The organism is Plantactinospora sonchi (genome assembly GCF_036422035.1).
In the GTDB taxonomy this organism is placed as follows: domain Bacteria; phylum Actinomycetota; class Actinomycetes; order Mycobacteriales; family Micromonosporaceae; genus Plantactinospora; species Plantactinospora sonchi.
Map to the genome: position 1 here is coordinate 37,514 of NZ_JAZGQK010000019.1, position 26,388 is coordinate 63,901.

The 26,388-nt window shown below is 66.1% G+C and carries 13 protein-coding genes; 4 read left to right on the top strand and 9 right to left on the bottom strand.

Features of this window, described 5'->3' with window-relative positions; translation table 11 throughout:
* Positions 1-12 precede the first annotated feature (12 nt).
* From V1633_RS22075 to V1633_RS22095, 5 genes are all read right to left on the bottom strand, one after another.
* Positions 13-1,749, bottom strand: coding sequence for an AIPR family protein (locus V1633_RS22075; protein ID WP_331216284.1), 1,737 nt, complete (start codon positions 1,747-1,749; stop codon positions 13-15).
* A 27-nt stretch (positions 1,750-1,776) separates the two neighbouring features.
* Positions 1,777-2,967: an McrC family protein gene (locus V1633_RS22080; protein WP_331216285.1), complete on the bottom strand. Its 1,191-nt coding sequence runs from the start codon at positions 2,965-2,967 to the stop codon at positions 1,777-1,779.
* Positions 2,964-5,042: an AAA family ATPase gene (locus V1633_RS22085; protein ID WP_331216286.1), complete on the bottom strand. Its 2,079-nt coding sequence runs from the start codon at positions 5,040-5,042 to the stop codon at positions 2,964-2,966. Before V1633_RS22085 ends, V1633_RS22080 begins: the two co-directional genes overlap by 4 nt.
* 83 nt (positions 5,043-5,125) lie before the next feature.
* Positions 5,126-5,707 carry a hypothetical protein gene (locus V1633_RS22090; RefSeq protein ID WP_331216287.1) on the bottom strand — a complete coding sequence of 194 codons (582 nt, stop codon included), beginning with the start codon at positions 5,705-5,707 and terminating at the stop codon, positions 5,126-5,128.
* Positions 5,708-5,753: 46 nt separating this feature from the next.
* Positions 5,754-9,746 carry an Eco57I restriction-modification methylase domain-containing protein gene (locus V1633_RS22095; RefSeq protein WP_331216288.1) on the bottom strand — a complete coding sequence of 1,331 codons (3,993 nt, stop codon included), beginning with the start codon at positions 9,744-9,746 and terminating at the stop codon, positions 5,754-5,756.
* A 219-nt stretch (positions 9,747-9,965) separates the two neighbouring features.
* On the opposite strand from V1633_RS22095, the gene V1633_RS22100 reads away from it, so the two are divergent.
* Entirely contained in the window at positions 9,966-10,736 is a 771-nt protein-coding gene (locus tag V1633_RS22100) for a DddA-like double-stranded DNA deaminase toxin (RefSeq protein WP_331216289.1), read from the top strand.
* The gene (locus V1633_RS22105) at positions 10,733-11,182 is read left to right on the top strand and encodes an Imm1 family immunity protein (protein ID WP_331216290.1); all 450 of its coding nucleotides are present in this window, start codon (positions 10,733-10,735) and stop codon (positions 11,180-11,182) included. The genes V1633_RS22100 and V1633_RS22105 overlap by 4 nt, the downstream gene beginning before the upstream one ends.
* Before the next feature lie 280 nt (positions 11,183-11,462).
* Here the strand turns inward: V1633_RS22105 and V1633_RS22110 are convergent, their stop codons facing one another.
* On the bottom strand, positions 11,463-11,717 hold the full coding sequence (locus tag V1633_RS22110; protein ID WP_331216291.1) for a DivIVA domain-containing protein: 255 nt from the start codon (positions 11,715-11,717) through the stop codon (positions 11,463-11,465).
* A 359-nt stretch (positions 11,718-12,076) separates the two neighbouring features.
* On the opposite strand from V1633_RS22110, the gene V1633_RS22115 reads away from it, so the two are divergent.
* On the top strand, positions 12,077-13,243 hold the full coding sequence (locus V1633_RS22115; RefSeq protein ID WP_331216292.1) for a helix-turn-helix transcriptional regulator: 1,167 nt from the start codon (positions 12,077-12,079) through the stop codon (positions 13,241-13,243).
* A 7-nt stretch (positions 13,244-13,250) separates the two neighbouring features.
* A complete protein-coding gene (locus tag V1633_RS22120; protein WP_331216293.1) occupies positions 13,251-13,973 on the top strand; it encodes a 5-formyltetrahydrofolate cyclo-ligase in 723 nt (240 codons plus the stop codon).
* 24 nt (positions 13,974-13,997) lie between these two features.
* Here V1633_RS22120 and V1633_RS22125 read toward each other — a convergent pair whose 3' ends face one another.
* From V1633_RS22125 to V1633_RS22135, 3 genes are all read right to left on the bottom strand, one after another.
* A complete protein-coding gene (locus V1633_RS22125; RefSeq protein WP_331216294.1) occupies positions 13,998-17,990 on the bottom strand; it encodes an Eco57I restriction-modification methylase domain-containing protein in 3,993 nt (1,330 codons plus the stop codon).
* Between the two features lie 184 nt (positions 17,991-18,174).
* The gene (locus V1633_RS22130; RefSeq protein ID WP_331216295.1) at positions 18,175-21,018 is read right to left on the bottom strand and encodes a helicase-related protein; all 2,844 of its coding nucleotides are present in this window, start codon (positions 21,016-21,018) and stop codon (positions 18,175-18,177) included.
* The gene (locus V1633_RS22135; protein WP_331216296.1) at positions 21,015-26,198 is read right to left on the bottom strand and encodes a DEAD/DEAH box helicase; all 5,184 of its coding nucleotides are present in this window, start codon (positions 26,196-26,198) and stop codon (positions 21,015-21,017) included. The genes V1633_RS22130 and V1633_RS22135 overlap by 4 nt, the downstream gene beginning before the upstream one ends.
* Between the last annotated feature and the right edge of the window lie 190 nt (positions 26,199-26,388).

A 26,388-nucleotide genomic window follows, 5' to 3' on the forward strand; every position in this document is an offset into this window, starting at 1 on the left:
ATCGATGGCCGGTCAGCTCGTACCCAGCACCTCGCGCCGGAAGTGATCGGCGAACCGCTGGGTTCGGACCGCATCGCTGAGCGGCGCTCCCTTGCTGGCCGCTGTCGAGGCCGCGTCGACTGCGACCAGTAGCTGACTCACCAGGTCTTCCGCGGCGACCGGACTCCACATTTTGTCGAGGATTTCCTTGCATTCTGCTGCGGCGGCCTTGGGCTGGGTGGGCAACTGCCGGTCACCGAGCAACCGGTAGCGGACCCCGGCCAGCAGGTGATACCGCGCCGGGCCGTACCAGCGGTCGATGCGACGGTTCCGGAAAAGCCATTCCACCCGGTAGTAGGTGGAGGCGGCTGTGTAGTAGACCAGAGGCTGCTGTCCAGGCTGGAAGAGGTCGTCTTTCCGGGCCGCCTTGAGTTCGACATAGCGGCTGGCCCGGGCCGGCTCGCCGAGGAACATCGCCGCGTACGCCTTGGTGAGCTGGCTCCGGCTGATCACCCGGTTCTTGATGACGTTCTGCTGGTCGGCGTACTGGCGGGAGCGGCGCTCGTAGAAGAGTTGCCGAGGTCCGGTCTCGGCCGCAAAGAAGTCTTCGAGCTCCTTGTGGAAGTGTTCCCGGGCAGCGAGGTCGTCGTCGGTCACTGCTGTCTGCCGGTTGGTCGCGGCGATCACTCCGCCGATCACGTCCTCGTCCCGGGACTCGATCAACCGGACTGTGACGTGTACGTCGTCGGTGAGCGCGTCCTTTTCCTCGAAGAGGACGTGGCAGGTCTGGCAGCCGTTGACGATCTGGAAGTCGCGGATGTTGATGTCGTCGCCGACCGGGGTCACCTGGCGGGCCACCACGGTCACCCCGTTGTTGAGCACCACGAACCGGTCCCGGCGCTGGTCGTCGCGGAGTGACTCACGGATTTCGAGGTTGACTGGGTTGTCGCCCTGGAAGTCCCGGACGTTCTCGTAGAACAGCGTTTTACGGATGCCTCCCGTCGAGTCGGTCAACACGCGCTCGACGAGCTCCCGGGCGGGAAGGACGCCGAGGAACGCCTGATCGACACCTGGGGTCTTCGGCAGGGCGATCCGCTTGGGCATGGTGAAATTCGCTGCCACCGTCTGAGTCGCCCGCTTGTAGAGCTCGCGCAGCTCCTGTACGCCGATCGCGCGTACGTCGACGTGATCAAACAGCAGCGTCTCCACCAGCCGCTTTTCCGCCGCGACGCGCTTGGCCTCGACATGGGCGTCGCCGGGTCTGCCCGACGACGCATACGCCACCGAGAGCCGGGGCAGGGTCTGGGTGAGCTTGCTGGGGTCGGCGTAGACCGCCTCCACGCAGGCCCGAAAGTTCAGCACGTCGGCCGATGCCTGGTAGGTCATCTTCTCGGCCGTGAAGATTTGCACCAGATTGTCGGCGAGATCGGTGAAGACCTTGCTCTCGAACTTGGGGCTCGTCTTCGCCTGCACGACGACGAAGTGCACGTCGAGCTGTTTGGCCTTGCCCACGGCCTCTCGCACGTCAGCGACGTCGGAGACCAGGTCACCGTTGACAACCAGGGCCGCCACGTCGATGCCGAGGTCGCCGCCGGCGCCCATCCGGAACTGGTCGGGGTTGAACTCGTCCTCGTAGCAACTGCTGAGCACGCAGTATCCGGCGAACGCCTCAAACGCCTCGGCCTCGTTGAGCTTGTGCAGGTCATGGTCTTGCTGGAACTTCTTCGTCCAGCCACGGAGGATAAGATCCATTTGGTGATTCCCCGGCAACGCTCGGTGATACGACGTCCCGCCACCCTAGCGAATCGACGAGGCCATTGTGGTCTCCGTTCGTGCGATCTCCTCGGCCAACCGGTTGACCTCGGTGAGAAGGTCGGCGGGTGCCCGGCCGAGATCGAGGAAGTGACAGACGATCTCGGTACCCGCGTTGCGTACGACGTGTCGTGACGGCGTGCCACCGGCCGCGTAGACCAGGTGTCCCCGAGGCAGCCCGTACGCCGTGCAGTAGGCCAACATCTGGTACATGTCCGCTGTCGGGGTATGCCGCTTGTACTTGGCGTCGGCGACTGCGATCACTCGGCCGTTCTTCTTCCAGACCAGGTCAGGACGCACCGCGATCCGCCGGCCGTGGTCCAGGTGGCCGTTGGCCTGGGCGATCAGCAGACCGCCGAACCGGGACTGTAGCGCGGCCCGCAGGGAGGCTGTGACGAACTCCTCGAAGAGCGTGGCCAGGTCGATCAGGAGTCCGTTGACTGCCACGTGACCGGTCCGGACGTCGATCGACCTTCCGGACAGCACCAGCTCGGCCAGCCTCAGCGCCGGCCAGAGCCGGGTGTTGGTCCGAGTCGGGATCCAGGCCGGCGTCGGCTGACCAGGCCAGAGCGGACTGACCTCGGCGAAGACGGCCGACAGGTGCCGCAGCATGCGTCGGGACTCCGGACGGATGCCGGGTACCCGGAGCATCCGCTCGACCGCGCCGGCAAGGATCCGGTTCTCCGGAATGTCCGCGGTGAACTCGTCGTACCGGATTTCCAGTGGCACGGGGCGACCCGGCCAGCGGCCGAGCTGCCGCGTCTCGCGGATGCGGCCGCGCAAGACAGTGGAGGTGGCCTCGGTGGTGCGGTAGCCCTGAGGGAGCCCAGGCCGGATTGCCTGGTCGATTTGCCGCCACAGTGCGTCGGCAAGCGCCGGCATCAGACCATCAGCGTCGGTAGCCGGCACGCGGTGCTTTCGCCAACCCTTCGGATCACGGGCGTAGCCGAGCAGAAAGAGGAGGTTGCCGACCGGGAGCTTCGGCTCGACGTACAGCTCGACATCGCCGATTCGGGCGGCGCCGACGGTCCGGTCCGACCGAAGCAGCCAGGTGCCGGCGCCGGCTCCGGGGCGCACCTCGACGACGCCGGCTGCCGCGAGCCGTCGGGCCTGCTCCCCGGTCAGCCGTACCGGACGGGCACGGTCGCTCTCCCGCAGCCGGACGATCGTGGTCACGATTCGGGTACGGGATCGGGCCCCGCGGACCGCAGCGCGTCGAGCCCGTAGTGCGCGGCCACGTCGAGCTCGTCGGCGTAGTGGTGCTCGGTCAACAGCGGCAGGATGTCGTGCCGCCAGACACGCTCCAGCCCGTGTGTCGTGTTGTACACCGAATCGCGCATCAGAAAGGAAGGGCCGATCGCGTGGTCGGCATCGGCCAGCCGGGCGTTGAGCGCGTCGAGCAGGTCGGCCGCTTCCGACGGATAAGCACGAGCATCCAGCCAGCGGCGCAGCAGCCCGGAGACCGGCGGTCGGGACGGGTGCAGCTCGACGAAGGCAAACCGCCGCCGCATCGCCGCGTCGACCGGGGCGATCGAGCGGTCGGCGGTGTTCATCGTGCCGACGAGGTAGAGGTTGGCCGGCAGGGTGAAGTCCTCGGCCGAATACTGCAGACTGATGCGCTGGTCGCGGTATTCGAGCAGGAAGTACAGCTCCCCGAAGACCTTGGCCAGGTTGCCTCGGTTGATCTCGTCGATGATAAGGATGTACGGGGTGGAGGGGTGCTCCCGGGCGTCGTCGGCCAGCTTGCGCAACGGTCCGGAGGTCAGCTTGAAGCGCAACGTCCCGTCCTCGCCGCTCTCCGGCCGGAAGCCCTCGAAGAAGTCCTCGTAGGTGTAGGACGGATGGAACTGGATCAGCTTGACGGCGTGCGACTCGGTCAGCCGGCCGGCCAGCCGATGCGCGAGATAGGTTTTGCCGGTGCCCGGCGGTCCGTACAGGATGACCTGCCGCCGCTCGGCGAGCAGGTCGCGTAGTTCACGGAGCCAGTCGGGATCGGTCAGCAGTTCCTCGGCAAACTCGTCGGTGACCTCGCCGAGCCGTGCTTCGGCTGCGGGCGCGGCCGGTGGCGCCTCCGCGAGCAGCGGCGCGTAGAGCCGCTCCAGCGCGTCCAGGCCGTCGGTCAGGTCGACCACGTCGTCCTGACTCTGGATCAGGGTCGGCAGCGGCGCCGGAAGCTGCGCCAGGTCGATCGGCTGCCGGGTGCTGAGCCAGCGGACCGGCCGGCGCAGGTTGGACCGGTGGTCCGGTGACGCGACAAAGGTCGGCGGCCCGTCGACCACCCCGAGGTGTACGTCGCCGCGGTGCACGGTGAGTAGGAAGTCTCCCTCCCGCATCAGCCGTAGGAAGGCGTTGAACTGGCCGACCAGCTTTTCCCGGACCGAATAGCTCTTGTGCCGGTACGAGTCGGCCACCAACTGTTGCAGGCGCTGCGGGTCGACCTCGGGACCGGTTTCGGGGAGCTGGGACGCAGCGAGCGAGACCCACCCGCCGGCCAGCCACTCCGGCACCACGTCCACACCGTCGACGTTGCTGCCTCGGACCAGCCAGGCCCGTCGGGTGCCTGGGGATGCGCCGTCCTTCGTCAGGTCTCGCAGGATGTCGGCGGTGATTCGCTGCTCTGGAACGGCTCGATCGGCGACAAACTCGACGCCTTCCTGACCGAGCTTCTCAGTCAGGTCAGCTCCCCGGTACTTGAAGTGCTGGTGCATCGGCTGGGGCACCTCACCCGTCGCCCGGAGTACTCGGTGGGCGTTCGGCACAGGCTCCTTCGCCAACAGGTGGGCAATCTCCTCCGGGTTGCCACCGACCAGCTCAGCGAGGTCCTCATGCGAAGTCCACATGCCGGCCGGCAGGCCCGACAACGCCTCCACGATGGTGTTGAGCGAGCCAGAGAACTTCCTGCTCGCCTGCTTCCGACTCCGGCTGACCTCCGCTCTGCGTTGCCGAAACTCGGCGTGCAGCTCTTCGGCCGTGGCGCACCGATCGAGGGCCGCCAGACCGGCCTCGGTGATCCACCACAGGTAGTTCTGTTTGACGACCCAGCCGATCGTCGCCGCATCGCCGCTAAGAAACCGGACGTGCACCGTCCAGCGAGGCGCGCCACTCCCCCCTGGTGCCTGTTCTTCCGGACTCAGGTCGACCCGGTCGCTCACCTGTCGGAGGACCTCCCGGCCGTGCGTCGGTTCACCGACGTCGCGCAGCACCTCCAGGCAGGTACGCAGCAGCAGCGCCGACCGCAGCCCTTCCGGCATTCCCGTCGCCTCCCCGAAAGATCGACCGGCTCACCACTCTATGTCCGGCGCGGTCCGGGGGAACAGCAGGTGGCGAGCCTGGGTCAGGAGGCTCTACCAAGCACGCGATCGGCAAGTTGGTAGTTGTGGTGTCGGGCGTACGAAACGCGGTGTACCAGCAGATCCTTGGCGAGCTTGCCGGCAGCCGCAGCCAGGTGTTCCTGTGCCAGGGCCGCGATCAGATCGTCGTAGCGCCCGTTGATCCGCACCTGGTCGGCGCCCGCGGTGACGTATCTCCGAGAGGTCGACCAGGTCAAGCCCTTGATCTTTCCTCTGACCCGTCCGTCAGATAACAGCTGACTGTCGAGCAAGGAGCGCCGCGCGATCACAAACGCCTTCGCCGCGTTGTCGCCGCCCTGCTCGGGTTTCAGCAACACGAACGTCTCCATGCGGGCCATGCTGATCGCGGAGAGCCGGCGGGATCCCGAGTTCGGCAGGCAGGACAGGGACCAGTGCTCCAACTCCTTGGCCCCTGCGTCGGGGACGGCCGTCGCCAGGTAGGCCCGGTTGGCCTCCACTACCTCCGAGAAGTGGCGACTGTGGCGGAGGGCATCGAACTTGCGCTGCTGGCGCGGGTCCGCACGCATCATCGCCTCATCCAGCGCAACCGTTCGGGGCTCGCCCACCTGATACCTCCAGCACGTCCGCTGCCCTTGAGGGGGTCACCATACGTCAGCGTGGATGCCGTGGTCCCTTTCCCGGTGCTGGGTCCAACCTGGTCTGGTAGGCGCCCGGACTGATCGCGGCCCTCGCCATGGCGTCATAGCTGGCGAGTACGAGCTGCTTGGTGCGGTACTCGCCATGGATGCGCATCTCCCGCTCGCGTAACACCTTGAAGGTGTCCAGGATGTAGTCGGTGTCGTCACGATCCACCCCGTAGAGGTGGAAGTAAGCGGCGTCCAACTCGGCACGGATCAGCTCGCGCCGCTGCGGGTCCCAGGCGAACGGCGGGCCATCGTCGCCCAGGTCACGGGCGTACGAAGCCAGGTCGTACGCGGTGTATGTCAACTCCAGAACCCTTGGCCGAATCCACGCCTCCAGGTTCCGCACTGTGGGATCCCACTGGGTCGGCATTTCGTATTGCCCAGGAGGAAGCACCGGTAGCTGCTTGACGACGAAATACTTCAGTGAAGGTCCACTGAACTTCTGCCGCAACACGTAGTCCAGGCAAAGAGAACTGAGGTTGGCCTGTAAGCCACCGAGTATCTTGGCAGGCAACATGAGTAGAAACTTGTCTCCGACAGCTGTCCGAGGCAGAACGGTGGAGATCAACGTGCGTTCATCAACGCTGCGACATACGTCGCGCCATCCAAGCAGCCAAGAGTGCTCCCATCGTCCCTTGAGTCGGGAAGCAACTGCCTCCTCGGTCACCCAGTAGCGAGGTTGGGAGACGCGGTTTGGATCGACGTGGGCAGCCTCGTCAAGGCGCGGAAGGGTTCCCTTGTTGAGCTGCTCCTGAGTCGCCCCCTCGTAGGTCGAGTACCGATGATCGTAGTGGTACGCCAGTTTGGCCTCGAAAAGCGGCAACATCCGCTGCCCGGAGCGCACGAATATTCCCTCTTCAAGCGTCCATCCGGCAGCAATCAACTCGTGCTGCCCGCAGAATAGGTGGGAATCGTTTGCCATGTGCAGCATCGCAACGAATGACAGGCCCCATGGCCCCCCTTGGTCTTCAGTCTCGTCCCAAAGGACAGGAATCCTCCTGTAGATACCCAGTACAATCTCGGCGTCTCGGCGGGTAGAGAAGGTGGGCGCTGTTCCGGTGTTCGGATTGATTAAGTGAATTTCGTCGGAGGTAAGCTCGTACGCGCGTTCAGCTATCTGGTTGGGCCTCCGGAGTCGGAATGCGAAGGAAGCTGTTCCGGTCAATCGCCCTGCACCTACCAGGGTGAGCAATGAGAATCGGAACTGGTTGTGCATTTGGAAGATTTTGTCTTCGTTCTCGAAGTCGTAGAGTGAGACTAAGGTGTGAGTCGTCACGAGATTTTTGAAGAAGTATTGGGTGGTAGCATCGATGGCTATTCCCGTCGGCACAATGGACCCAAACATCCCGTGAAACCCAAGGATCAACCGTCCAGTCTCGGCAAAGACTGCGTAGGTATTGATATCCCCCCGGCCAGTTAATGCATGCCGCCCCGCAGTTCGTAGCATGTGGCTGGTTCCTTCAGCTTCCCGTGAAGCCCTAACCCAGCGGTTGTGTAGCTCGCGCTCCTCGGGGATGTCGCTGTCTACCAGGGCTGCCACGAGCCGCTTTCGAGCCGCAGCATTCGGGGCTTGGGCGATCTCAGTACTCTGGCTGGCAAAGAACTCCTGCTCCTGCAGCTTCACGCGCTCCCACAGCGGGTTCATGAGCACGCAGGAGAATCCGCCCCGCCAGCCGGTCGCCGCGTCGACCTCCACGCCGTCCTTGGCTGTTCGGAAGATGTGCGGGAACTCGATGTGCCAGTGAAAGAACCGGTATTGTCGGGCCATCGAACGGACGACCTGTCGAGCTGCGTCGACCGCCGGGCTCCTTTCGCCCTTACCAATCCTCTCCAGCACTGCCTGCGTGAGTGCGTACGGCCGCGTTTCCTTGATCTTCGGAGCGACGAACGCGGCGCACCAGGCATCGGCGATCTCCCGTTTTATCCGCCGTTCCTCGTCCAGCAGCCTGCCCCGGCGGGCCTGTACGTGTACGTCGGCCAGCGTCTCGCAGGGCGCGAGGTGGGCGATGGCCTGTGCCGTCTCGGCCAGATCCAGATTGCTCGTGTCGATGACCTCGCCGAGTGGGCGTTCGCCACGCCGCTCAGTAGCGTTCTGCTTCCGGAGTGCGGTAACGATCGGCCGCTCGTCACCTTCGAGCGGGGCGAACGCCGCATCAGGGATTCCAGCGTTGAGCAGTGCCGGGGTGACACCAAGCAGCGAGTTGCCGACTCGGATGTTGCCTTCCAGATAGCCGAGCGGTTTGCCTGGTTCGATCGCCTCCAGCCACAATGAGATGGTCGCCAACTCGACGGCCATCTCATTGATATCCACTCCGTAGATACATCTCGATATAACCGTCCGGAGAGCCTTGCGAACGGCAGGGAGAGGTGGCTCCGGCTCGTCAACCTCCTCGATCGCGATCCGCCGGGCGATCCGCCGAGCCGCACCGATAAGGAAGTGTCCCGACCCGCAGGCCGGGTCGCAGACCGTGATTTCTAGCAGCGCGTCGATGCGTTCGGCTGGCGTCTGGGCGGCACACGCCTCGTCGAGGAGCGGCTCCAGGGCTGTGTCGAGCAGTTGCTCGACCAGGGATGCAGGCGTGTAGTAGGCGCCGGTCTTTTTACGCTCGTTACCGCTCAGCCGCTCGAAGGAGAACCGCCGCCGGCATGGGTCCCAGCGTGGGTGCAGCTCGAGAAGCGCTTCGTAAACCGAGCCCAACTCCTCGGAACCGAGGTGTTCCCAGTCCACCGGATACCGCCGGCCGCTCTTGCGCTGGGCCAGGACGTTGAGCGCCTCCACCGCCTGTAGCAGTGCGGTGTTGGTGAGCTGGGCGTCCGCCAACGGCTCGTCCAGGGCGCTCGGCTCGAAGACCCCGCCGAGGCCGGGCAGCCCGAGCAGCGGCGACCCCGATTCCGAGCCGAGGACCCCGAACAGCATCTTGACGCTCTCCCACAGGTCACCGTGGCGGGAGTATCGCCGGACCCCGGCCAGTCGCCGTAGCCGCCGCGATGACAGGTAGGTGTCGTAGCGCTCTCTTGCCGCCGGCTCCACCGTCGGTACGAACAGCACGTTCCGGTCCTCGATGACCATCCAGAAGATGATTTTGTAGACAAGGCGCAGAAGCGAACGCTTGAAGTCGGCCAGGGATAACTCGCGCCCGATCCGTTCTCGTAGCTCCCGGTTGGCCGGGTGGTCGAGGAAGCCCGTACCGAGGATTTCGAGGGCGACCTCGACGCCGCCGCGCAGCCGGCTGAGAGCCCGTTCTCCTTGCCGGGCGCCGTAGGCCCGCCACTCCTCCAGCATGCAGGAGGACGGCCCGGCCTGTTCGTCTCGCGCCCTGAGCCGGCTGGAGTGGGCCAACCGGTAGAGCAGGACAAAATCCGCGAACAGCTCGCCCTCGAAGATTGCCTCAAGGTCAAATTCCAGGTACGACGAGGCGACCAGGCTGGTGGAGTCGCGTAGTACCCGTAGCCGCTGGCCGTTGGAGAGCAGCCCCCACAGGTGCTGCGGGCTCTGGTTGAGCAACCGCTGCATCATCGGATGGGGTGCGGCGCCGGTTCGACCACGTGCCGCTCCGGCGGGTCGCCGGTCGAGTTCGGCACCCCAGGGCACCAGGTGCACCGGCACGTTCCTGTGCCAGACGTGGCTGACCGGGAAGGCTTGTCCGTCGACCGCGATCCCCTGCGGCAGCCGTTCGAAGTCCTGCCGGTAGTTCAACTCCCGAAACAGCACCGACAGCCAGTCATCACGACCGGCTCGACCGGTCCGGCCACGGTTCCGCCGCTTCATGAAGTCCGCGTACGAGTCACGCAGGTAGGAGAACTTGACGTTGGCGAGGCGCCGCACCGACTCACCTTCGACCATGTCGTACGACTGTGGATCGATGCCGGGCAGGTCGGGATCGCCCTCACCGATGCGCTGTACCACGCCGCCGGGCAGCAGAGTGCCCACCAGGTTGACCGCCGAGTAAGAGAACGCCATGCTCGTCCTCCCCAGGTCGAGCCCAGAGTTGACATGTCGCGATCATTCAGTTACCAGTAGTGACTATGGCGATCATAAGGTTGATTCACTTCTTCGCTACTGGCTCGACAAGCCGGGAAGACCGCCCCTTCGGTTGATGACCTTTGTCGTCCGATGTGCGACATCGCCAGCTTTCGATAGCCGGCATGATGCTGCCATGGTCCGACGGGCACCCCGCAGATGAGTCTTCTCGCCGAGGTAGCCGCCGCCGTACGCGCTGGCGTGGCCGACCTGAACGCGGTCGTCGCGACGCTGTATGTCGCCCGAATGAAGCTGGACCAGGCCCGGCGACGACTGGTCGACGCTGCGCAGGGTGCCACCACTGCCCAACTTCCCGGCGCAGCGACGAGCCTGGCGCAGGCGGCCGGGCATGCCGACGAGAGTGCGACGCTGATCCTGCGCAGCGCCGAGGCATTGGCCCATTACTCCACCACCGCGATGGGCGTTCCGCTGACCTCCGACGGCTCGGCATCCGGCAGTGGAGCCGCCGCCGACCCGGCCCCACCGTCTGGCACGTCGCCCCCTCCCTGGCTGGCGAGTGTGGCCGAGGCCCTGCTTCCGCTGCTACCCAGAGGCAGCAAGACCGCCGGGGTACTCGCCACGGCCGACGGCAAGACCCGCAGCAAGCCGATCTGGAGCGGTGTTCAGGGTCCCGGTGCCAACGCGCCGGGGCTACGACGTGACGACAACGTCAATCAGTGGCACCGACTCAAGTCGGCGATCGAGCACGTCGAGGGGCATGTCGCCGCCATCATGCGGCGGGACACCGGCCCCAGGGACGCCGTACTTGTCGTCTCGCAACCGCCCTGCCCAGGCCCGTACGGCTGCGCAACGATCCTGCCGGCCCTGTTACCGGCTGGCTCGCGTCTCGCGGTCTACGTTGTCGGTACGGACGGCAGGACGAGGTACTGGAAGACCTACACCGGCACCGGGGAGGCGACGATCAGATGACCACCTATGAGGCGACCTGGCTCGGCACCGGCCACGCGTTGGTGGAAACCCCGGACGAGGTCGGGGCGTTGCTGTTCGCACTGCACGAGGCCGGGCAGCCGGTGGTGGTCGACGTGTTCCGGTACCACGACGGGAGGCCGGCCGGCGGCACGCAGGTCGGTGTCGGGCACCCGGAGCGATCCTTCGTGCTGTATTTCGGTCCGCCCGAAGGCGGATACGCCGTCGAGCCGGGGATCCCCGCCTGGGACGGCGACATCGAGTTCAGTTACGGCGGCCAGGCCACTGAATACCACCCGGCCGAAACGAGAATCACCCCGGCACGGGCCGTCGAGGTGGTGCGTGAGGTCGTCGGCACCGACAAGCGACCGACGAGCGTGAACTGGGATGAGCAGGGTGCGGCTCCGGTGGATGCCGAGTCGGTTGCGGCTGACGACCCCTGGGCCTGACCGGCGGCACAGCACCATCACCATCACCCGGCAGCTCCGGCATCTCCCGAGGGCGTCCCACCCTCGCCCGGTCTGGCAGGTTTCGGCAGGTCGTCGAGCCGGCCGGCCAGGACCAGCCGTTCGTAGGCCCACCGCCACTCGTCGCACCGGCTTCGCCCACACCGCACGCACACCCCGAGGCCGGGGTCGTTGGCGTGCGTCAGCATCGTGTCCCGGAAGTGCGCCGCCATCTCGTCGGACACCTCGACGGCCGCGGATGGCCGCCCGACCGGTCGGTCCGTCACCGCCGATCACCCCGCCACCGGCCGTCGGTGATCCGGGCGTTACGGGTCTGCCAGCTCCGCAACGCCGCCTTGACCCGGTCCGCGTCGTCGCGAGCCACCCGGACGTCGCGTCGCAGCAGGTCCATCTCGTCGGCCAACCGGTCCAGGAACCGGTACACCTCGTCCGGATCCAAGCCGCGCCGCCACGGCCCTCGCCCGAACCGGACCGACCGGATGTCCGTCGAGGTCAGCCTCGGATACACCGCGCTCACCGCCGACTACCACCAGCCTGATCGGGTACGCCCACCAGCGCCCCAACCGCAACACCACCCCACCCCGCCCTCCGGGCGGCTCCCGCAAACCAAGACATCTGTGCCCTCCCGACGTCGTCCGTGCCTGCCGACTGGATCGGCACCGAGGCGGGCGGGGTCGGCAGTCCGCCACGCCGGCATGGCGGAAACCGTTGGCCACAGCACCCGCCCCGGGCCGTACGACCAGCCTTTCGGCCAGGGTCCCGGCGCCACAGTGTGCGACCTTCGGGGAATCGAGGCAGAAATGTTGCATCTCGGCATGACATCTGGATAACTGTCCGATGGCGCCTGCTGACAAGCCGCGACGGAAGGCACCCGCAATGGCTTTGAGGAGACATCGTTTGGCCAGCCGACGAAAGTCGGTCGGGCACACGCAGGAAAGCCTCGCCGAGAGGCTTGGGGTCGATCGCACTACGGTCGTGCGATGGGAACGTGCCGAGTCGGAGCCCCAGCCGTGGGTACGGCGAGGGCTAGCCATCGCTCTTGAAGTGACCTTGGAGGAACTCGCCCAACTACTTGAGGACGTTGAGGAGGCGAGAACGCGGCGAGGCGACCGACTCGCGTACTCGTTGAAGAACCCACGGGCAGTCGATCTTGCTACCGTCTCCTACTTACGCCAGGAACTTGTCACCGTCACAGACACTTACGACACCACGCCATCTACCTCGCTGTTACCGACCGTGGCGCGTCTGCACGGTGAGATCACTTTTCTGCATTCCTACGCCTCGCTCGGTGGGGTCCGGCGAGCACTGGCCACCGTACGGGCCGACTCGGCGATGCTTATGGGGCAACTCGTTTGGGATGCGTCGCAGCGTCGGGATTGCCGGACTGCCGTCGGGTACTACAACCAGGCAATCGGTGTTGCCAAGCAGAACGCTGACCTTCTACCTGAGGCGCACGCGCGGCTACGCGCCGGCTTCGTGGCCCTCTATGCCGACTGCGAACCCAAACGAGGGCTGGCCCAAGCCGCCCAAGCCGCCCAACTCGCGATTAGCGTTGGTAGCTATGCCTTGGCCGGCTTGGCGGTGCTACATGTCGCGGAAGCGAACGCCATGATGGGAGAGCGCTCCGCATGTGACGAGGCACTCGGTGAGGCAGAGGACTGGCTCCAGAGGGTAGACGCAGCCGACCCAGCGCACGGGCTCGTGGCAGCCGAGCAGTTCAATCGGATGGCGGGATCTTGTTACCTGGCACTTGGGAAGCCCCGGAAGGCTCAGGCCGTGCTCGAAGCCACATCTCTCGCCTTACATGGCCGGGAAAAGTCCCGCTCTATCGTGCTCGGAAACCTCGCCCTGGCTCACATTCGGCAACGCCAGATCGAGGAGTCAGCTGCCGTATTGCACGAGGCGATCGATGTCGTTGAACAGACCCGGGCTGGCGGCGGGGCGAACGTCCTGTTCGGTGCATGCCGAGAGCTCCAGGTATGGCGCAACAGTGCCGGCATCGACGACGTGACCGACCGAGTACTTTCGCTTATGGCGAAATGAGGTGTGTATGAATATCGACCAGGAGAAGCAGCAAACACGTGAAAAGGTATGGCGCCGGCTGGACCAGTTCGGTGCCATCTTGCCTCCTGGGGCACACGGTCGAATTCCAAACTTCCTTGGCGCCGACAGGGCGTCCGCTCGACTGGCCGAGCTGCCACAGTGGCGCCGAGCCAGAGTGATCAAATCGAACCCGGACAAGGCCCAGCTGCCGGTCAGGCTGCAAGCACTCAGTGACCGAAAGTTGCTCTATATGGCCGTTCCCAAGCTCGCCAACACCCGGCCGTTCTACTTGCTCGATCCGAGCAACCTTGCCGCTCCGCCCGCGTCCATAGCCACTGGGTCGGGTGCAGCCGCCCACGCCACCACTGTCGACATCAAACAAATGCAGCCGATCGAGCTGGTAGTCTGCGGTAGCGTCGCAGTCAACCGCGAAGGTGTGCGAGTGGGTAAGGGTGCAGGTTACTCCGACATCGAAGTCGCCCTGTTAACTGAGGCTGGTCTGATCGCACCCGCTACCCTGCTTGTGACGACGGTCCACCAACTTCAAGTTCTTGACGTGCCCCTACCCGAATCGCCACACGACTTCCGCGTCGACCTGATCGTAACCCCTGACGAGGTTATCTGGTGTGGCTCTCCTCGACGCCCTAGCGGAATCTACTGGGACGCGCTCAACGAGGGAAAAATTGCCGAAATTCCCGCCCTGGCGCATAATTCCCGACGTCCGAGGTGAGCGGCCGCAGGGCCAATCATAATCCTATCCTGCTAAGTTCCGAGGGCCATCGCCGGGGCGAGGATTAAGCGGCGTTTCATATGATTGACCAGTCTGAACGGCGGCGGCCATGGCGTCGTAGCATTCAAGGACTAGACGCTTGGTGCGATACTCGCCGTGGTCTTTTTCATCCTTTTCTCGGACAACCTTGAATGAGTCCATAATATAGTCCACGTCGCCGCGCTCAACGCCGTAGAGGTGAAAGTATGCAGCATCCAACTCTGCGCGCATAAGCCCTCGTCGGGCTGGATGCCAGGAAAACGGCGCCCCATTGTCGCCGAGGTCTCGCGCGTACGGATTGAGATCGTGCGCTGTATAGGAAAGCTCTAGGACGCGGGCGTTGATCCAGGATTCCAGCGACCTGAATTCTTGCAGCCAAGGGACTCGCTCGTCGTACCTACTCGGTGGAATCACGGGGAACTGCTTTGTATAGGCGTACGTTAGGTGAGTGCCAGAAAGTTTTTGTCGCACTACGTAGTCAAGACAGAATGTGCTCAGGTTTGCTTGTAGTGAGGCGATGCGTCTTGGGTCGACAGCCGAAATCGCCAGCGGTATCGTATGTCCAACGGCACTTCGTGGAATTACCGTCGATATAAAGGTGCGTTCATTGGCCGCCGTCGTAATATCTCGCCATCCCAGCAGCCAACCCCTCTTCCGGAGGTCACCAAGACGCTCAAGTACGGCTGACTCGGAAATCCAGTAGCGAGGCTCGGCGCAGCCGCTCGGATTACCGTGAGCCGCATCCGTGACCCGAGGTAAAGTGCCCTTGTTCAACTGCTCCCGGGTAGCCCCCTCGTATGTCGAGTAACGGTGGTCGAAATGGTGAAACATTTTGGCTTCGAAAAGTGGAAGCATTCGATCGTTGGCGCGCACGAAGCTGTTGCCGTCGCGGATCCAGCCTGCGTCCTCAAGCTGCTCCCTGACCCAAAAGGCGCCGGAGTCCGTGGCCATGTTGAACAATCCTTGACGAAATGAAAGCGCCCAATCATTGACCGGACGGTCGCCTTCTTGCCACAGAATAGGCACACGTCGGTAGATCTTTAGTACAATCTCCGCGTCGCGACGAGACAGGAATACGGGACAAGTTCCGGTATTCGGATTTATTAGAGTGATTTCATCGGGCGTGAGCGAGTAAGCGCGGCGCGCGATCTGGTCAGCTTGGCGTGCGCGAAATGCTAGCGATATTTGCTCAATGCGCCGATCTGTCCCGCCAACGGAAAGGAGCAAGAATCGGAATTGATTGTGAACCCCCTTGAATACTCTTTCTTCGTTCTCGAAGTCGTAGAGCGACACAAGTTTTCTGTTGACAACTAGATCCTTGAAGAAGTCTTGCGTGTTAGCGTCCGTAGCAATTCCGGTGGGCAGAACCATTCCAAGTTGCCCTCGGGTAGCCAATATTACTCGAGCTGTTTCCGCGAAGGCTGCATATGTGTTCAACCTCCCCGCCCCCGTCAGCGGATAGCGCTCACTCGACTTGATTAGATGACTGACTCGCTCGACGTGAGTCAGCCCCGCAAGATACTCACGATACAGCTCCTGCGCTCCTGGCTCACTAGATCCTGCCAGCTCTCTGATGGCTTTCTTGCGTGCCGAGGCGTTGGCGGCCTTAGCGATCGATGCATCACGACCCGCGAAAAACTCCTCTTCCTTAAACTCAATCTTCTCCCACGGCGGGTTCCCGAGCAGGCACGAGAAGCCGCCCCGCCAGCCGGTTGAGTTGTCCGCCGGCCCGTAGTTGGGGACGCGGAAGATGTGCGGGAACTCGATGTGCCAGTGGAAGAACTGGTACTGCCGGGACAAGTTCTCCACCGTCGCCTCGACACCCGCGACCAGCAGGGTCCGTTCGCCCCGATCGACTCCCTCCAGCACCCGCTGGGTGATGGCGATCGTCCGGGTTGCCTCGGTCTTCGACTGCACGAACGCGGCGCACCAGGTGTCGGCGACGAGGCGGGCGTGCTGACGGTCCCGCTCCAGCTTCTGCGCCCTACGGGCCTGCACGTGAACGTCCCGCAACGAGCGCGGCTCGGCGTACACGATGTCTTTGACCTCGGCGGCGAGCGACGCGTTGCCAATCTCGACGCCCGACGAACCGAACAGGTCGGTCTGCCCGGCGCGTTCCTTGGCGTTCTGCTTCTTCAGGGCGTTGACTACCGAGCGGTCATCGCCGGTCAGGGCGACGTAGGCGGCGTCCGGGATGCCCTCCTTGAGCAGCTTCGGCGTGACCCCGAGCAGGGAGTTGCCGACCCGGATGTTGGCGTCGAGGAAGCCGAGCGGCCGGCCCGGCTCCATGGCCTCCAGCCACAGCGACACCTTCGCCAACTCGGCGGCCATCTCGTTGATGTCGACGCCGTAGATGCACCGGCCGACCACCCGGCGCAGCGCGGACCGGACCGCGTCCGGCGTCGGCTCCAGCTCGTCGGTCTCCTCGGCAGCCAGCCGCTTGGCGATCCGCCGGGCCGCCGCGATCAGGAAGTGCCCCGACCCACAGGCCGGATCGCAGACGGTCAGGTCGAGCAGCGCGGTGATCCGCTCCTGCCGGGTTGGTAGCGCGGTCGCCTCGTCCAGCAGCGGATCGAGCGCCGAGTCGAGCAGGCACTCCACCAGCGAGGACGGGGTGTAGTAGGAGCCCGTCGTCTTGCGCTCGCTGCCGCCGAGCCGTTCTGCGTGGAAGTGCCGGGCCGCCGGGTCCCATCGGGGGTGCAGCTCCAGCAGCGACTCGTAGACGCTGCCCAGCTCCTCCGCGCCCAGGTGTCGGAAGTCGACCCGCTGCCGGCCGGCGCCCTTGCGCTGCGGCAGAATTGCCAGCGCTTCGACCGCGCGCAGCAGTGCGGTGTTGGTCAACCGGGCCTTTGCCAGCGGTGCGTCCAGCGGGCCGGGCTCGTAGAGGCCGCCGATGCCGGGCACGGCCAGCCCGGGATGGCCCGACTCCTCGCCGAGCAGCCGGAAGACGAGCTGCACCGCCTCCCACAGGTCGCCGTGCCCGGAGTGCCGGCGGCGCAGCGCTAGCTCCCGCAGCCGTCGGGCCGAGAAGTAGGTGTCGTAGCGGCGTACCGCGTCCGGGCTCGCCGCCGGGTCGAGCAGCACCTCACGGTCCTCGGCCACGAACCAGAAGAGCAGCCGGTAGACCAGCCGCATCAGCGACCGCTGGTAGTCCTCGAGCGACAGCGTCTGCTCGATCGCCGCCCGCAACTCGGTGTTGTCCGGGTGGTCGAGGAAGCCGGTGCCGAGCATTTCCAGGGCCACCTCGACCCCGTCGCGCAACTGCTCCAGCGCCCGCTCGCCCTGCTTGGCGCCGTAGGCCCGCCACTGCTCCAACACGCACGACGTCGGTCCGGTGTCCGCGTCCGCGCTGCGCAGCCGGCTGGCGTGCGCGACCCGGTAGAGCACCACGAAGTCGGGGAAGAGATCACCCTCGAAGATCGCCTCAAGGTCGAACTCGACGTATGCGGAGCCGACCAGGCTGGCCGAGTCGCGCAGCAGCCGCAGTTTCTGCCCGTTGGTGAGCACCGCCCACAGGTGCTGGTCGGAGCGGTTCAGCAGCCGCTGCACCAGCGAATGCGGCGCCGAGCCGGCCGCGCCGGGCATTCCCGGGGTACGCCGGTCCAGGTCGGTGCCCCAGCGCAACAGGTGCAGCGGCACCGTCTTCTGCCAGACGTGCCCGACCAGGAACGGGGTGTCGTCGACGGTGATTCCGGACGGTGTCGGATCCGGCTGCTCGTAGCCGAGCTCGCGCAGCAGGACCATCAGCCAGCGATCGCGGGTCACCCGCAGCGACGCCGTTCCGCCGTCCCGCGCCCGGAGCTTGGCGAACTCCCGCCACTCCTCCTTCAGGTACGCGAACGCGCGGTTCGCGTACCGACGGACCGACTCACCAGACTGGAGCCCGTACGAAACCGGGTCGCTCGCCGGCAGGTCGGGGTCGGCGTCGACGATGCGCTGCAACATGCCGGCAGGCAGCAGCCCGCCGACCACCTGCACCGCGGGGAATAGCGTGGCGATGGGGCACCTCCACGAATCCGGTATCGGTCCGGAGCCGAGGGGACACCGGACCGCCCAGGCTATTCCTGCATGCGAATAGGCACATCCACCGCTGGTACGACTCTCCGTTCACTTCGGACTATGGGCTCAGATAGCCGGACATGAACGTCCAGCCAAACCTCGGTCAGAGACCCGACGGAAGGTAGACGTACACGCCCAGCACGTCGGCCGGCTTTTGCGCGGTGACCGCGATCTGCCGGCGTACCCGCTGCCCGGCCGCCTCGCGGACCCGGATGTGTGCGGCGCGCAGTCCTTCGGCCAGCGTGTCGGCGGTGGTGTCCAGATGCTCGGCCACCGCTCCCAGCCCGCCGATGACCCGTTCCAGCAGCGGGGTGGCCGCGTCCGGCAGCACGTTGCCGGATGGCTGCGCCGACAACAGCGCGGTCACTTCCTCCTCGGCCAGCCACTCGGCGGACTGCGGTGCGCCCCGGAACGCCAACACCCGGGCCTCCTCCGCGACCATCCGACGCGGCTCGGTCTCCGCCGCCCGGGTCGGCAGGGTCAGGTGCAACCGGAACCGCACCAGCAGCAGAGTGGTCCGCTTCTGCACCGCCGACGTCCGCATCACCCCGGCCCGGCGGGCCGGCCGCTCGGTGTCCGGCACCGTCGGGTCGAGCGCGCTCTCCAGGACATACCTGGCCAGTGCCGAGACGTACGGGTCGGTGCGGTCCAGGTGCGCGGTCCGCGGTGCGGTCGGCAGGTCGCGGTGCAGCGCCAGCCGGCCAGGGAAACCAGCCGGGAAGCCGTCCCGCACCGGCAGTGGCAGGCCACCGGTGGCCGCGTCGAAGCCGTACGGGCGGTCTAGCACGTCACCGCCGAGCGCGGTCAGCGCCGCCCGGGCGAACGTGGTCACCTCATCCGGCGTGCCGAGGCTGGCCCGGGTTTCAGCCAGTTCGGCGGCCACCTCGGCGGGCTGGATCGCCCGCTGGGCGTACTTGGTGCGGGACTCCTTTTCCTTGGCCGCTGCGGACTCCCACTCCCGGTGCAACTCCTCGCGCGGCGCAGCGCCGAACATGTCCAGGGTGAGCTGCTCCGGTGAATCCGGGGCGTTCAGCAGCTCCTGGGCGATGGTTTCCAGGACGTTGTCACTCTGGTCTGGGACCGGCACCGACACCCCGAGCGCCTTGCGGATTTGCTCGTGCTTACGCAGCAACACCTTGAGCACGATCTCGTCGATCCGGTTGTCCGTACCGTAGATCATCACGGCCCGGACCTTGGTCGCCTGCTGGCCGAACCGGTCGACCCGGCCCTCCCGCTGCTCGTGCCGGGTCGGGTTCCACGCCAGGTCGTAGTGCACCACCGCCTGGAAGTGCTCCTGAAGGTTGACCCCCTCGGAGAGGCAGTCGGTGGCGACCAGCACCGGCCGGCGCTTGGCGTCGGCGGTCAGCTCCCGGATCCGCTCGGTACGCTCCTCCGGCGGCAACGTGCCGGTCACGCAGCCGACCGCGAAGTTCCTGCCCAGCGCAGTCTCCAGCCGGGCCGCCACATACTCCGCCGTGTCGATGTACCGGCAGAAGACCACCGGATTGAAGCCATCGCCGAGCAGCGACTTGACCTCCTTGACCAGCAGGGCAAGCTTGCTGTCGCCCTGCTCGGCCAGCGCCTCGGCCCGGCGTGCGAAGCCCAGCAGTCTGCGCCGCTCCGGGCTGCCCCGGTCGTCTTCGGTCTCCGCGCCCGGCACCAGGTCGACCGACTCCTGCGTTTCGTCGTCCGGCAGGTCCAGCACGGCGGCTCGGCCCAGCGCGTCCGCCTCGTCGGCGTCGGTGGCGTCGGCGTTGGCCGCCCGGGTACGCAGGGTCGCCGCCGCCGCCAGCGGCGACGAGGCCAGCGCCCGCAGCAGCGCCAACGCCGACCAGTAACGGACCCGCTGCCGGACCTGGCCGCCAATCGGGTCCCGCACCGTCTGCCGGGCGTAGCTGACCACGTCGTCGAAGAGACTGCGGTAGTCACCGGTCAGCCGGTAGGCCCGCTCGGTCGACTCCCGGTCCTCCGGGAACGGCGTGTCCTCCAGGAACGCCCGGATGTCGGCGCGGCGACGCTGCACGAAGTGCCGGGCCAGCAGCTCCCGGCCGTTCTGCCGGTCGAGGTCGACGGTTTCCAGGGCCGGGTCGAGCAGCCCGACCAGGTTGCGGAAGCCGGCTTCCTTGCCGCTGTGCGGAGTCGCGGTGACCAGAATCAGGTGCCGGTCCGGTCGGGCCGCCAAGCGGCGGACGAGCTCGTGCCGCAGCATCCGGGACCGGCCGGCCCGGGTGCTGTCGTCCAGCACGCAGGCGTGCGCCTCGTCCACGATGACCAGGTTCGGGCAGCCGCGCAGGAACTGGTCCCGCAGCTCGGGCCGCTTGATGTAGTCGGTGGAGACCACCACGTGCCGGTACCGGTCAAAGACCGACTGCGCCCCGACCAGGTCCTTCTCCAACCGGCGTACAGTGCCCGGCAGCACCAGCTCGGCGGCGATGCCGAACTTCTCGGCCAGCTCCCGCTGCCACTGCTCGGCCAGCGCCGGGCTGCACAGCACCGCCAGCCCGTCGGCGTCGCCCTGTGCCATCAACTCGGCCGCGATCAGACCGCTCTCCACGGTCTTGCCAATCCCGACATCGTCCGCGACCAGCAGCCGTACGGTGTCCTGGCGCAGCGCCATCAGCAGCGGTACGAGCTGATAGGGACGCGGTTCCACCGCCAAGCCGCCCAGCGAGCGGAACGGGCCACCGGTCGACCGAAAACCGATCCGCAGCGCGGTGCGCAGCAGCCCGGCCCGGCTCGCGTTGCCGGCGTCGGTCGGGTCCGGCAACGCGAACGTCGCCGAGGTGACCTGCTCTAGGCCCGGCAGCACAGCGGCCCGCTCGTCGTCCGAACCCCCCAGCGGCCGCAGCACCAGCAGCTCCGGCTCGGACTCCGGCAGCACCACCCACTCCCGGCCACGCGCCCGTACCAGCGTGCCCGGCTCGAACCGCTCCGCCGTCACTGTCATTCGACTCCCCCTAGGTGGCTACCGAACACGCTCGGATATTTGGCGACAACCGCCGCCCAGTCGCCTGCCGTCACCCGGATCGGGGTCCAGCCGGCGTCATAGAGGCTCTCCTCGGCATCGGCGTCCCGGCCGTCGCCGTACGGTTCGCCGGGCAGGTCGACGAAAACCGCCGCCCGGGCCTCCCGGTAAATCAGATCCGGGCAAGCCTCGGCGACCCTTCCCGACGTCTCGTCTGGCGGACGGTAGGCGGACTCCGCCAACCACGCGACAAAATCCGCCACCGGTCCGGCGAGACCCGCCTCGGTGACCGGTGTCGCCAGCGGTCCGCCGGTCCGGGTCGCCACCGCGCCGGCCAGGTCCAGCAGCAGGCTGACCACCAGGTGCCGGTCGATCTGCCGATGGTACGGCTGGTTCGCGTACGACAGCAGACAGTCGTAGCAGCCCTGCACACACCGGTCCTCGACGCCCTCGACGCCCTGGTCCGCCTCGTCCCCGGTCGCCGGGTCGAAATGGGCGATTTCGAGAGCGCGAACTGCCGCGCGCGCCAACGCGTCCGGCTCCTCCACCAACCGACGCAGTACCCCGGCCCCGCCCTCGGCGCTTTCGATGAACAGCATCCGGCCCCGCTCCTCAGGATCGGGCAGCAGTTCGCCGGTCAACTCCGAGTCTTCCAACTGGAAGGTCGCCTCGATGCCTCGCTCCAGCGCGTACAGCAGGGATCGGGCCATTTCCACCGACACCTTGCCGGCCAGCCGGAGCACCAGGATGTTGCGCCGGTCCTCGACGTACGGGATTACCCGCTGCTTCAGCTTTACCGTCTCCGCCGAGTCGACATCCTCCTCGTCGGTGGTCGGCTCGGTGCCCTTCTTCTCCGACAGCCACTCCCCGCTGGTCGTGTCCAGCCAGAAGCCCCGGACCTTCTCGTCCTTGCGCCGGGTCAACCCGAGGTTGGCCCGGCGTACGGTGGCCGCGTCCCCGTACACCAGGGTTGCCAACTCCGGAAGGTCCTCTCCGACAACGGCTGCGGTCAGCTTGCCCGGCCGGCTCCCATGGTGGTGGAAGCGGTATGACGTCTCGATCTGGAAGCCGGCCCGGCGCCGCTCCTCCTCGTCCGAGGAAATCCGCTCTCGGCGCTGGGTGCGTACGGTGTAGAGCCGGAGGAGGTTCGCGTCGGCGTTACCGAGGGTTGCCGCACAGTTGTCACACTCGTCGATGCCCACCACGTCGTCGTGCAGGTGACCGCAGGCCACACAACGCCGGGACTTTGTGGTCAGCAGGCCCTCCTGGCCGGGCGCCGCCGCCTGCTGGAGTTGGACGCCCCGCACCATGTAGCGCGCGCCCTCGTGATAGATCAGCGCACCGGGGCCGAACTCGCTGATGCCGATGAATCTCGGCCGGTGGATGTAGTCCCCCTGCCGCTGCCCGTGCAGCCCGGGGATGTACGCCGCCAGCGGAAGCCGTGGAAACGAGTACCCGGGGAGAAAGCCCTCGGAGGCGAGGTAGCGGTACGTGTAGAAGTCGGTCTGTGGTTCGTCGGAGTCTTCGTTGCCGAGCAGGTTGAGCTGCACCCGAGCGTCGTCGGCGCGGCGTCTGGCCTCTTCCCGGGCTCGCGCGGACACGTTGGTGTCGACCGCCCGGCGGCTCTGCACCTCGTACTCCTTACGAGCCGCACGATAGAGCCGGCGCCAGCGGTCCAGCGCGTTCTGGAACTCGACAAAGGCGCGCTCGATCTTGTCGTTGATCCAGTTCGTCCGCCACCACGGGGCCTCACGAAGTTCCGTGTGGATGTCGCCGGCCAACGTCGCGGTTGCCCGCAACACCGCCCGCTGCCTGGCGGCAGGATCGTTCAACGCTGACTCGATCTTGGTCTTGAGCGTCAGCGTCGGCTGCTCCCCGCCGCTCTCCATCAGGTCCACCAGCGAGCTGGGTAGTTCCTCACCGGTTTCGGCGAGCCAGATCGCCTGAAGGTGCGAGCGGACCAGATCCTCGTTCGCCAGGTCCAGCCGGGGTGGCCGGACGGCGCCACCCACCATCAACTCGCGACGCTTGAAGTAGTACTGGTCGTGCGGGTTGCCCGTGGAGCAGTACGTGACCACCAGCGCCGGTTGGCCGGACCGCCCTGCCCGGCCGGCCCGCTGGGCGTAGTTCGCCGGGGTGGGCGGCACGTTGCGTAGCGCCACCGCGTTGAGGGCGTTGATGTCGACCCCCAGCTCCATGGTGGGTGAGCAGAAGAGCAGGGGCAGATCGCCGTCACGGAACTCCTGCTCACGCTCCTGACGCCGCTTCGGATCCACCTGGGCGGTGTGTTCCTTCGCCTGAAGCCCAGCCAGCAACAGCGACGTGTCCCGGTAGAGGTCTCGGAAAAAGGTGTTCACCCTGGCCCCCGCCTCGCCGGAGAGCACCTTGCGAACCCGGTCCTCGGCGCCGACCTTTCCATCGCCGGCTCGCCAGATCAGCGCATCGGACTTGAGCCGGTATCCGCCGGTCATGTCGTACCGGTCCTCTGGCGGCACCTCGATGACCAGACTGGCCTCTGCCAGGACCGCCAGTAGATCCCGAATCACCTCCTGCGCATCGTTGACCGTGCAGTGCGCGCCGTACTGCCGGATCAGATACTTGCCGAACGCGCCCCGGCCCGACAGGTGGAGGTGGTTCCGGGGGCGACCCTTGCCGCTGGGTTGTGGGAAGGCGATACCCGCGACGACGGGCCGCTCCCGGTCGCCCAGCTTCCAGGGTTCCTCCAGATGCTGTTGGGACAGCTTGCGGATCTCGTCGAATCCATCGTTCGTCAGACAGCGAACATCGATGGCCAGGTTGCGGCGCAGTTCGTCGAGCAAGGTGGCGGCAATCTCGTACCGGTGCTCGGGCTGGTCGTCCCGCAGCAGCACATGGCGGGACTCCCAGATCTCCCGGTCGACAGCGACCTCGTCCAGGTAGCGGTAGTCGATGCGGAGCAGCCCGGTTTGTTCGAGGTTGGGCATCGTCACCCGCCAACCCCGCTCCAGATCGAGATAGAGCCGGTAGTTGACCACTTCACGCAGGGCCCGCCAGATTTCGTCCCTGCCGAACCGGACATCGGGACGGCGGGCGAACTGTGGTAGCTCCAGCCGCAACGCCTCGGTGACCCGCTGTGCCACGCGTTCGTGGGTCAGTCCGTCAGGCTCGGCAGCCGCCGCTCGATACAGAGCGCCGCGAAGCTGGACCACCTGGACGAAGTCGTTGAAATGCCCGGCCTGTAGTGAGGCATCCTGCCGGTTGTCGACGAAGGACAGCAGTTTTCGGGCCCGCTTGTCCAGCTCCGGCGCGGCACGCAGCGCCCGGACCACACTGGCGCCGATCACCGATAGGGCGGAGCTGCGCCCCTCGACAGAGAGTTTGGCGAGCTGGGCGAAGTCTTTGCCTCGCTGGCGTTCGTAAGAGACCTGGCAACGCAGGCAGAACCGGAACGGGGTGGTGACCCAGGCTGCTGCCACACCGCGCCCGGCCGGCACCTCAGAGCCGTCGGGGGCGACGTGCACCACCTCGGGCAGATACTTTTCCTTGCCGGGGGCGACGATGGTACGACCGTCGTCAGCCGACATGGTCCACGAGTAGGGCAGCCGGGCGTGGTGTAGCACGAGTTCGTTGTCGTCCGGCCACGGCTGGTCGTCACTGATGTAGAGGTAACCCGAGTCTCCGGCGCCGCTGTCAGCTTCGTTGCCCACCTCGAAGCCGTGTCCAGTACGCCGGACAATCAGGTATTCCTGCCCGCACTCGCGGCAGAATGCCAGTGGTACCAGGACCTTGCGATCGGTCTCGGTGCTCAGCGGCGAGACGGCCTGGTACCGGCTGGTGATGTGTCGTTGTTTCGGCGGTTCGATCGTGACGTAGACGTTGTCGCCCTTGGAGAGGAACTGGTGTAGGCGGAAGGCGAAGATCGGCCGGTTCGTTTTCGGGTCCACCAAGGCGGCACCGGCCTGGAGGACGGCCTGGATCGCGCGCCGGCATGTCTCGGAGGTCTCCCGGGTCAACTCCGCGAGATTATCCGCTGCCTGTGGCAACGTGCTCGGCACCCGTCGGCGCCTTAATTGCCCCCCGGATCGCTCCTCGACACCGAAGACGCTCTCCACCCAGTACGCGAGCGGATCGGTCCGGAATTCGTCCAGGCTTGCGGCGGACGAGGGCTCGGTGGACCATCGTCGGGTTTGCTCGGCAAGCAGCGTTGTGAGTTCTGGGCCACTATTCGAGGGCAGTGTGATCGCCCGTTGCAGGGACTCACCGATCACGTTGGCCGGCTCGACCGGAGTGCCGAAGAGTCGACCGGCCACCCGGGCCACGTCCGCACGCTGGTCCTTGGTCGCTACGTCTTCACTGCTCATCGTCGCGGACGTGCCGACGCATTGCAGCTCAGCGGCGTCGCAGGCATCCCGCGTACGGCGCACCAGGAACGCCACGTCCGCACCCTGCCGCCCTCGGTAGGTGTGCAGTTCGTCTAGGACAAGGAACCACAGCCCCCGAGCAGCCCGGACCAGCTTGTCCCGTTCCCTTCGCCGGGTCAGCACCAGTTCGAGCATCACGTAGTTGGTGAGCAGGATGTCCGGTGGGTCGGCGAGAATCCGTCGCCGGTCCTCCTGGCTCTCCTGTCCGGTGTAGCGCTCGAACCGGACCGGCGGCTCGTGCTTGGGAAAGCCCCAGCAGAGGAACTTCTCCAGCTCCCGTAGCTGACTGTTGGCCAGGGCGTTCATCGGATAGACGATGATCGCCTTGACCCCAGGTTGATAGATGCCGGACGCCTTGGCCCGCAGCACCCGGTCGACGATCGGCACGATGTACGACAGGCTCTTGCCGGATCCGGTACCGGTCGTCAGTACGTAGCTCTGGCCACCCCGAGCGACCTCAATCGCCTTCCGCTGGTGCCGGTGTAGGCGGAGCGGCTGACTGCCCGGGTCGTCTTCGTCCGCCTTGATCCGGAACACCCGCTCGCTGTCCGCATGCAGCAGACCGTCCCGGACCAGTTCCTCGACCGATCCGCCAGAGGAGAAGTTCGGGTTGAGAGACAGGTACGGCGCGGGCCACTGGTAGCCGAGGGCGGTCAACCGGGCGACGTGATCATGGATCTGGGGGTCACGCGGATCCACGAAGCTCGAGGTGAACTCTTTGTAGTCCTCGATGAGTTTTTCCCGTACATCGAAGACATCCACCGCTACTCCCCGCAGATCGCTGCTGACAGACGGTCGATTCAATCACCCACGAGTCAATCTCGTAAGAGTCCAATCAGCGCGGATCAGAACGAGTCGGTGACCCTGTCTCGGCCGACCGTATAGATCCGTGTCCAGTGAGCCTGACCTACCGTCGTCGGTCTGCGAAGCCCGTACTGTAGGTCAGCCGCCG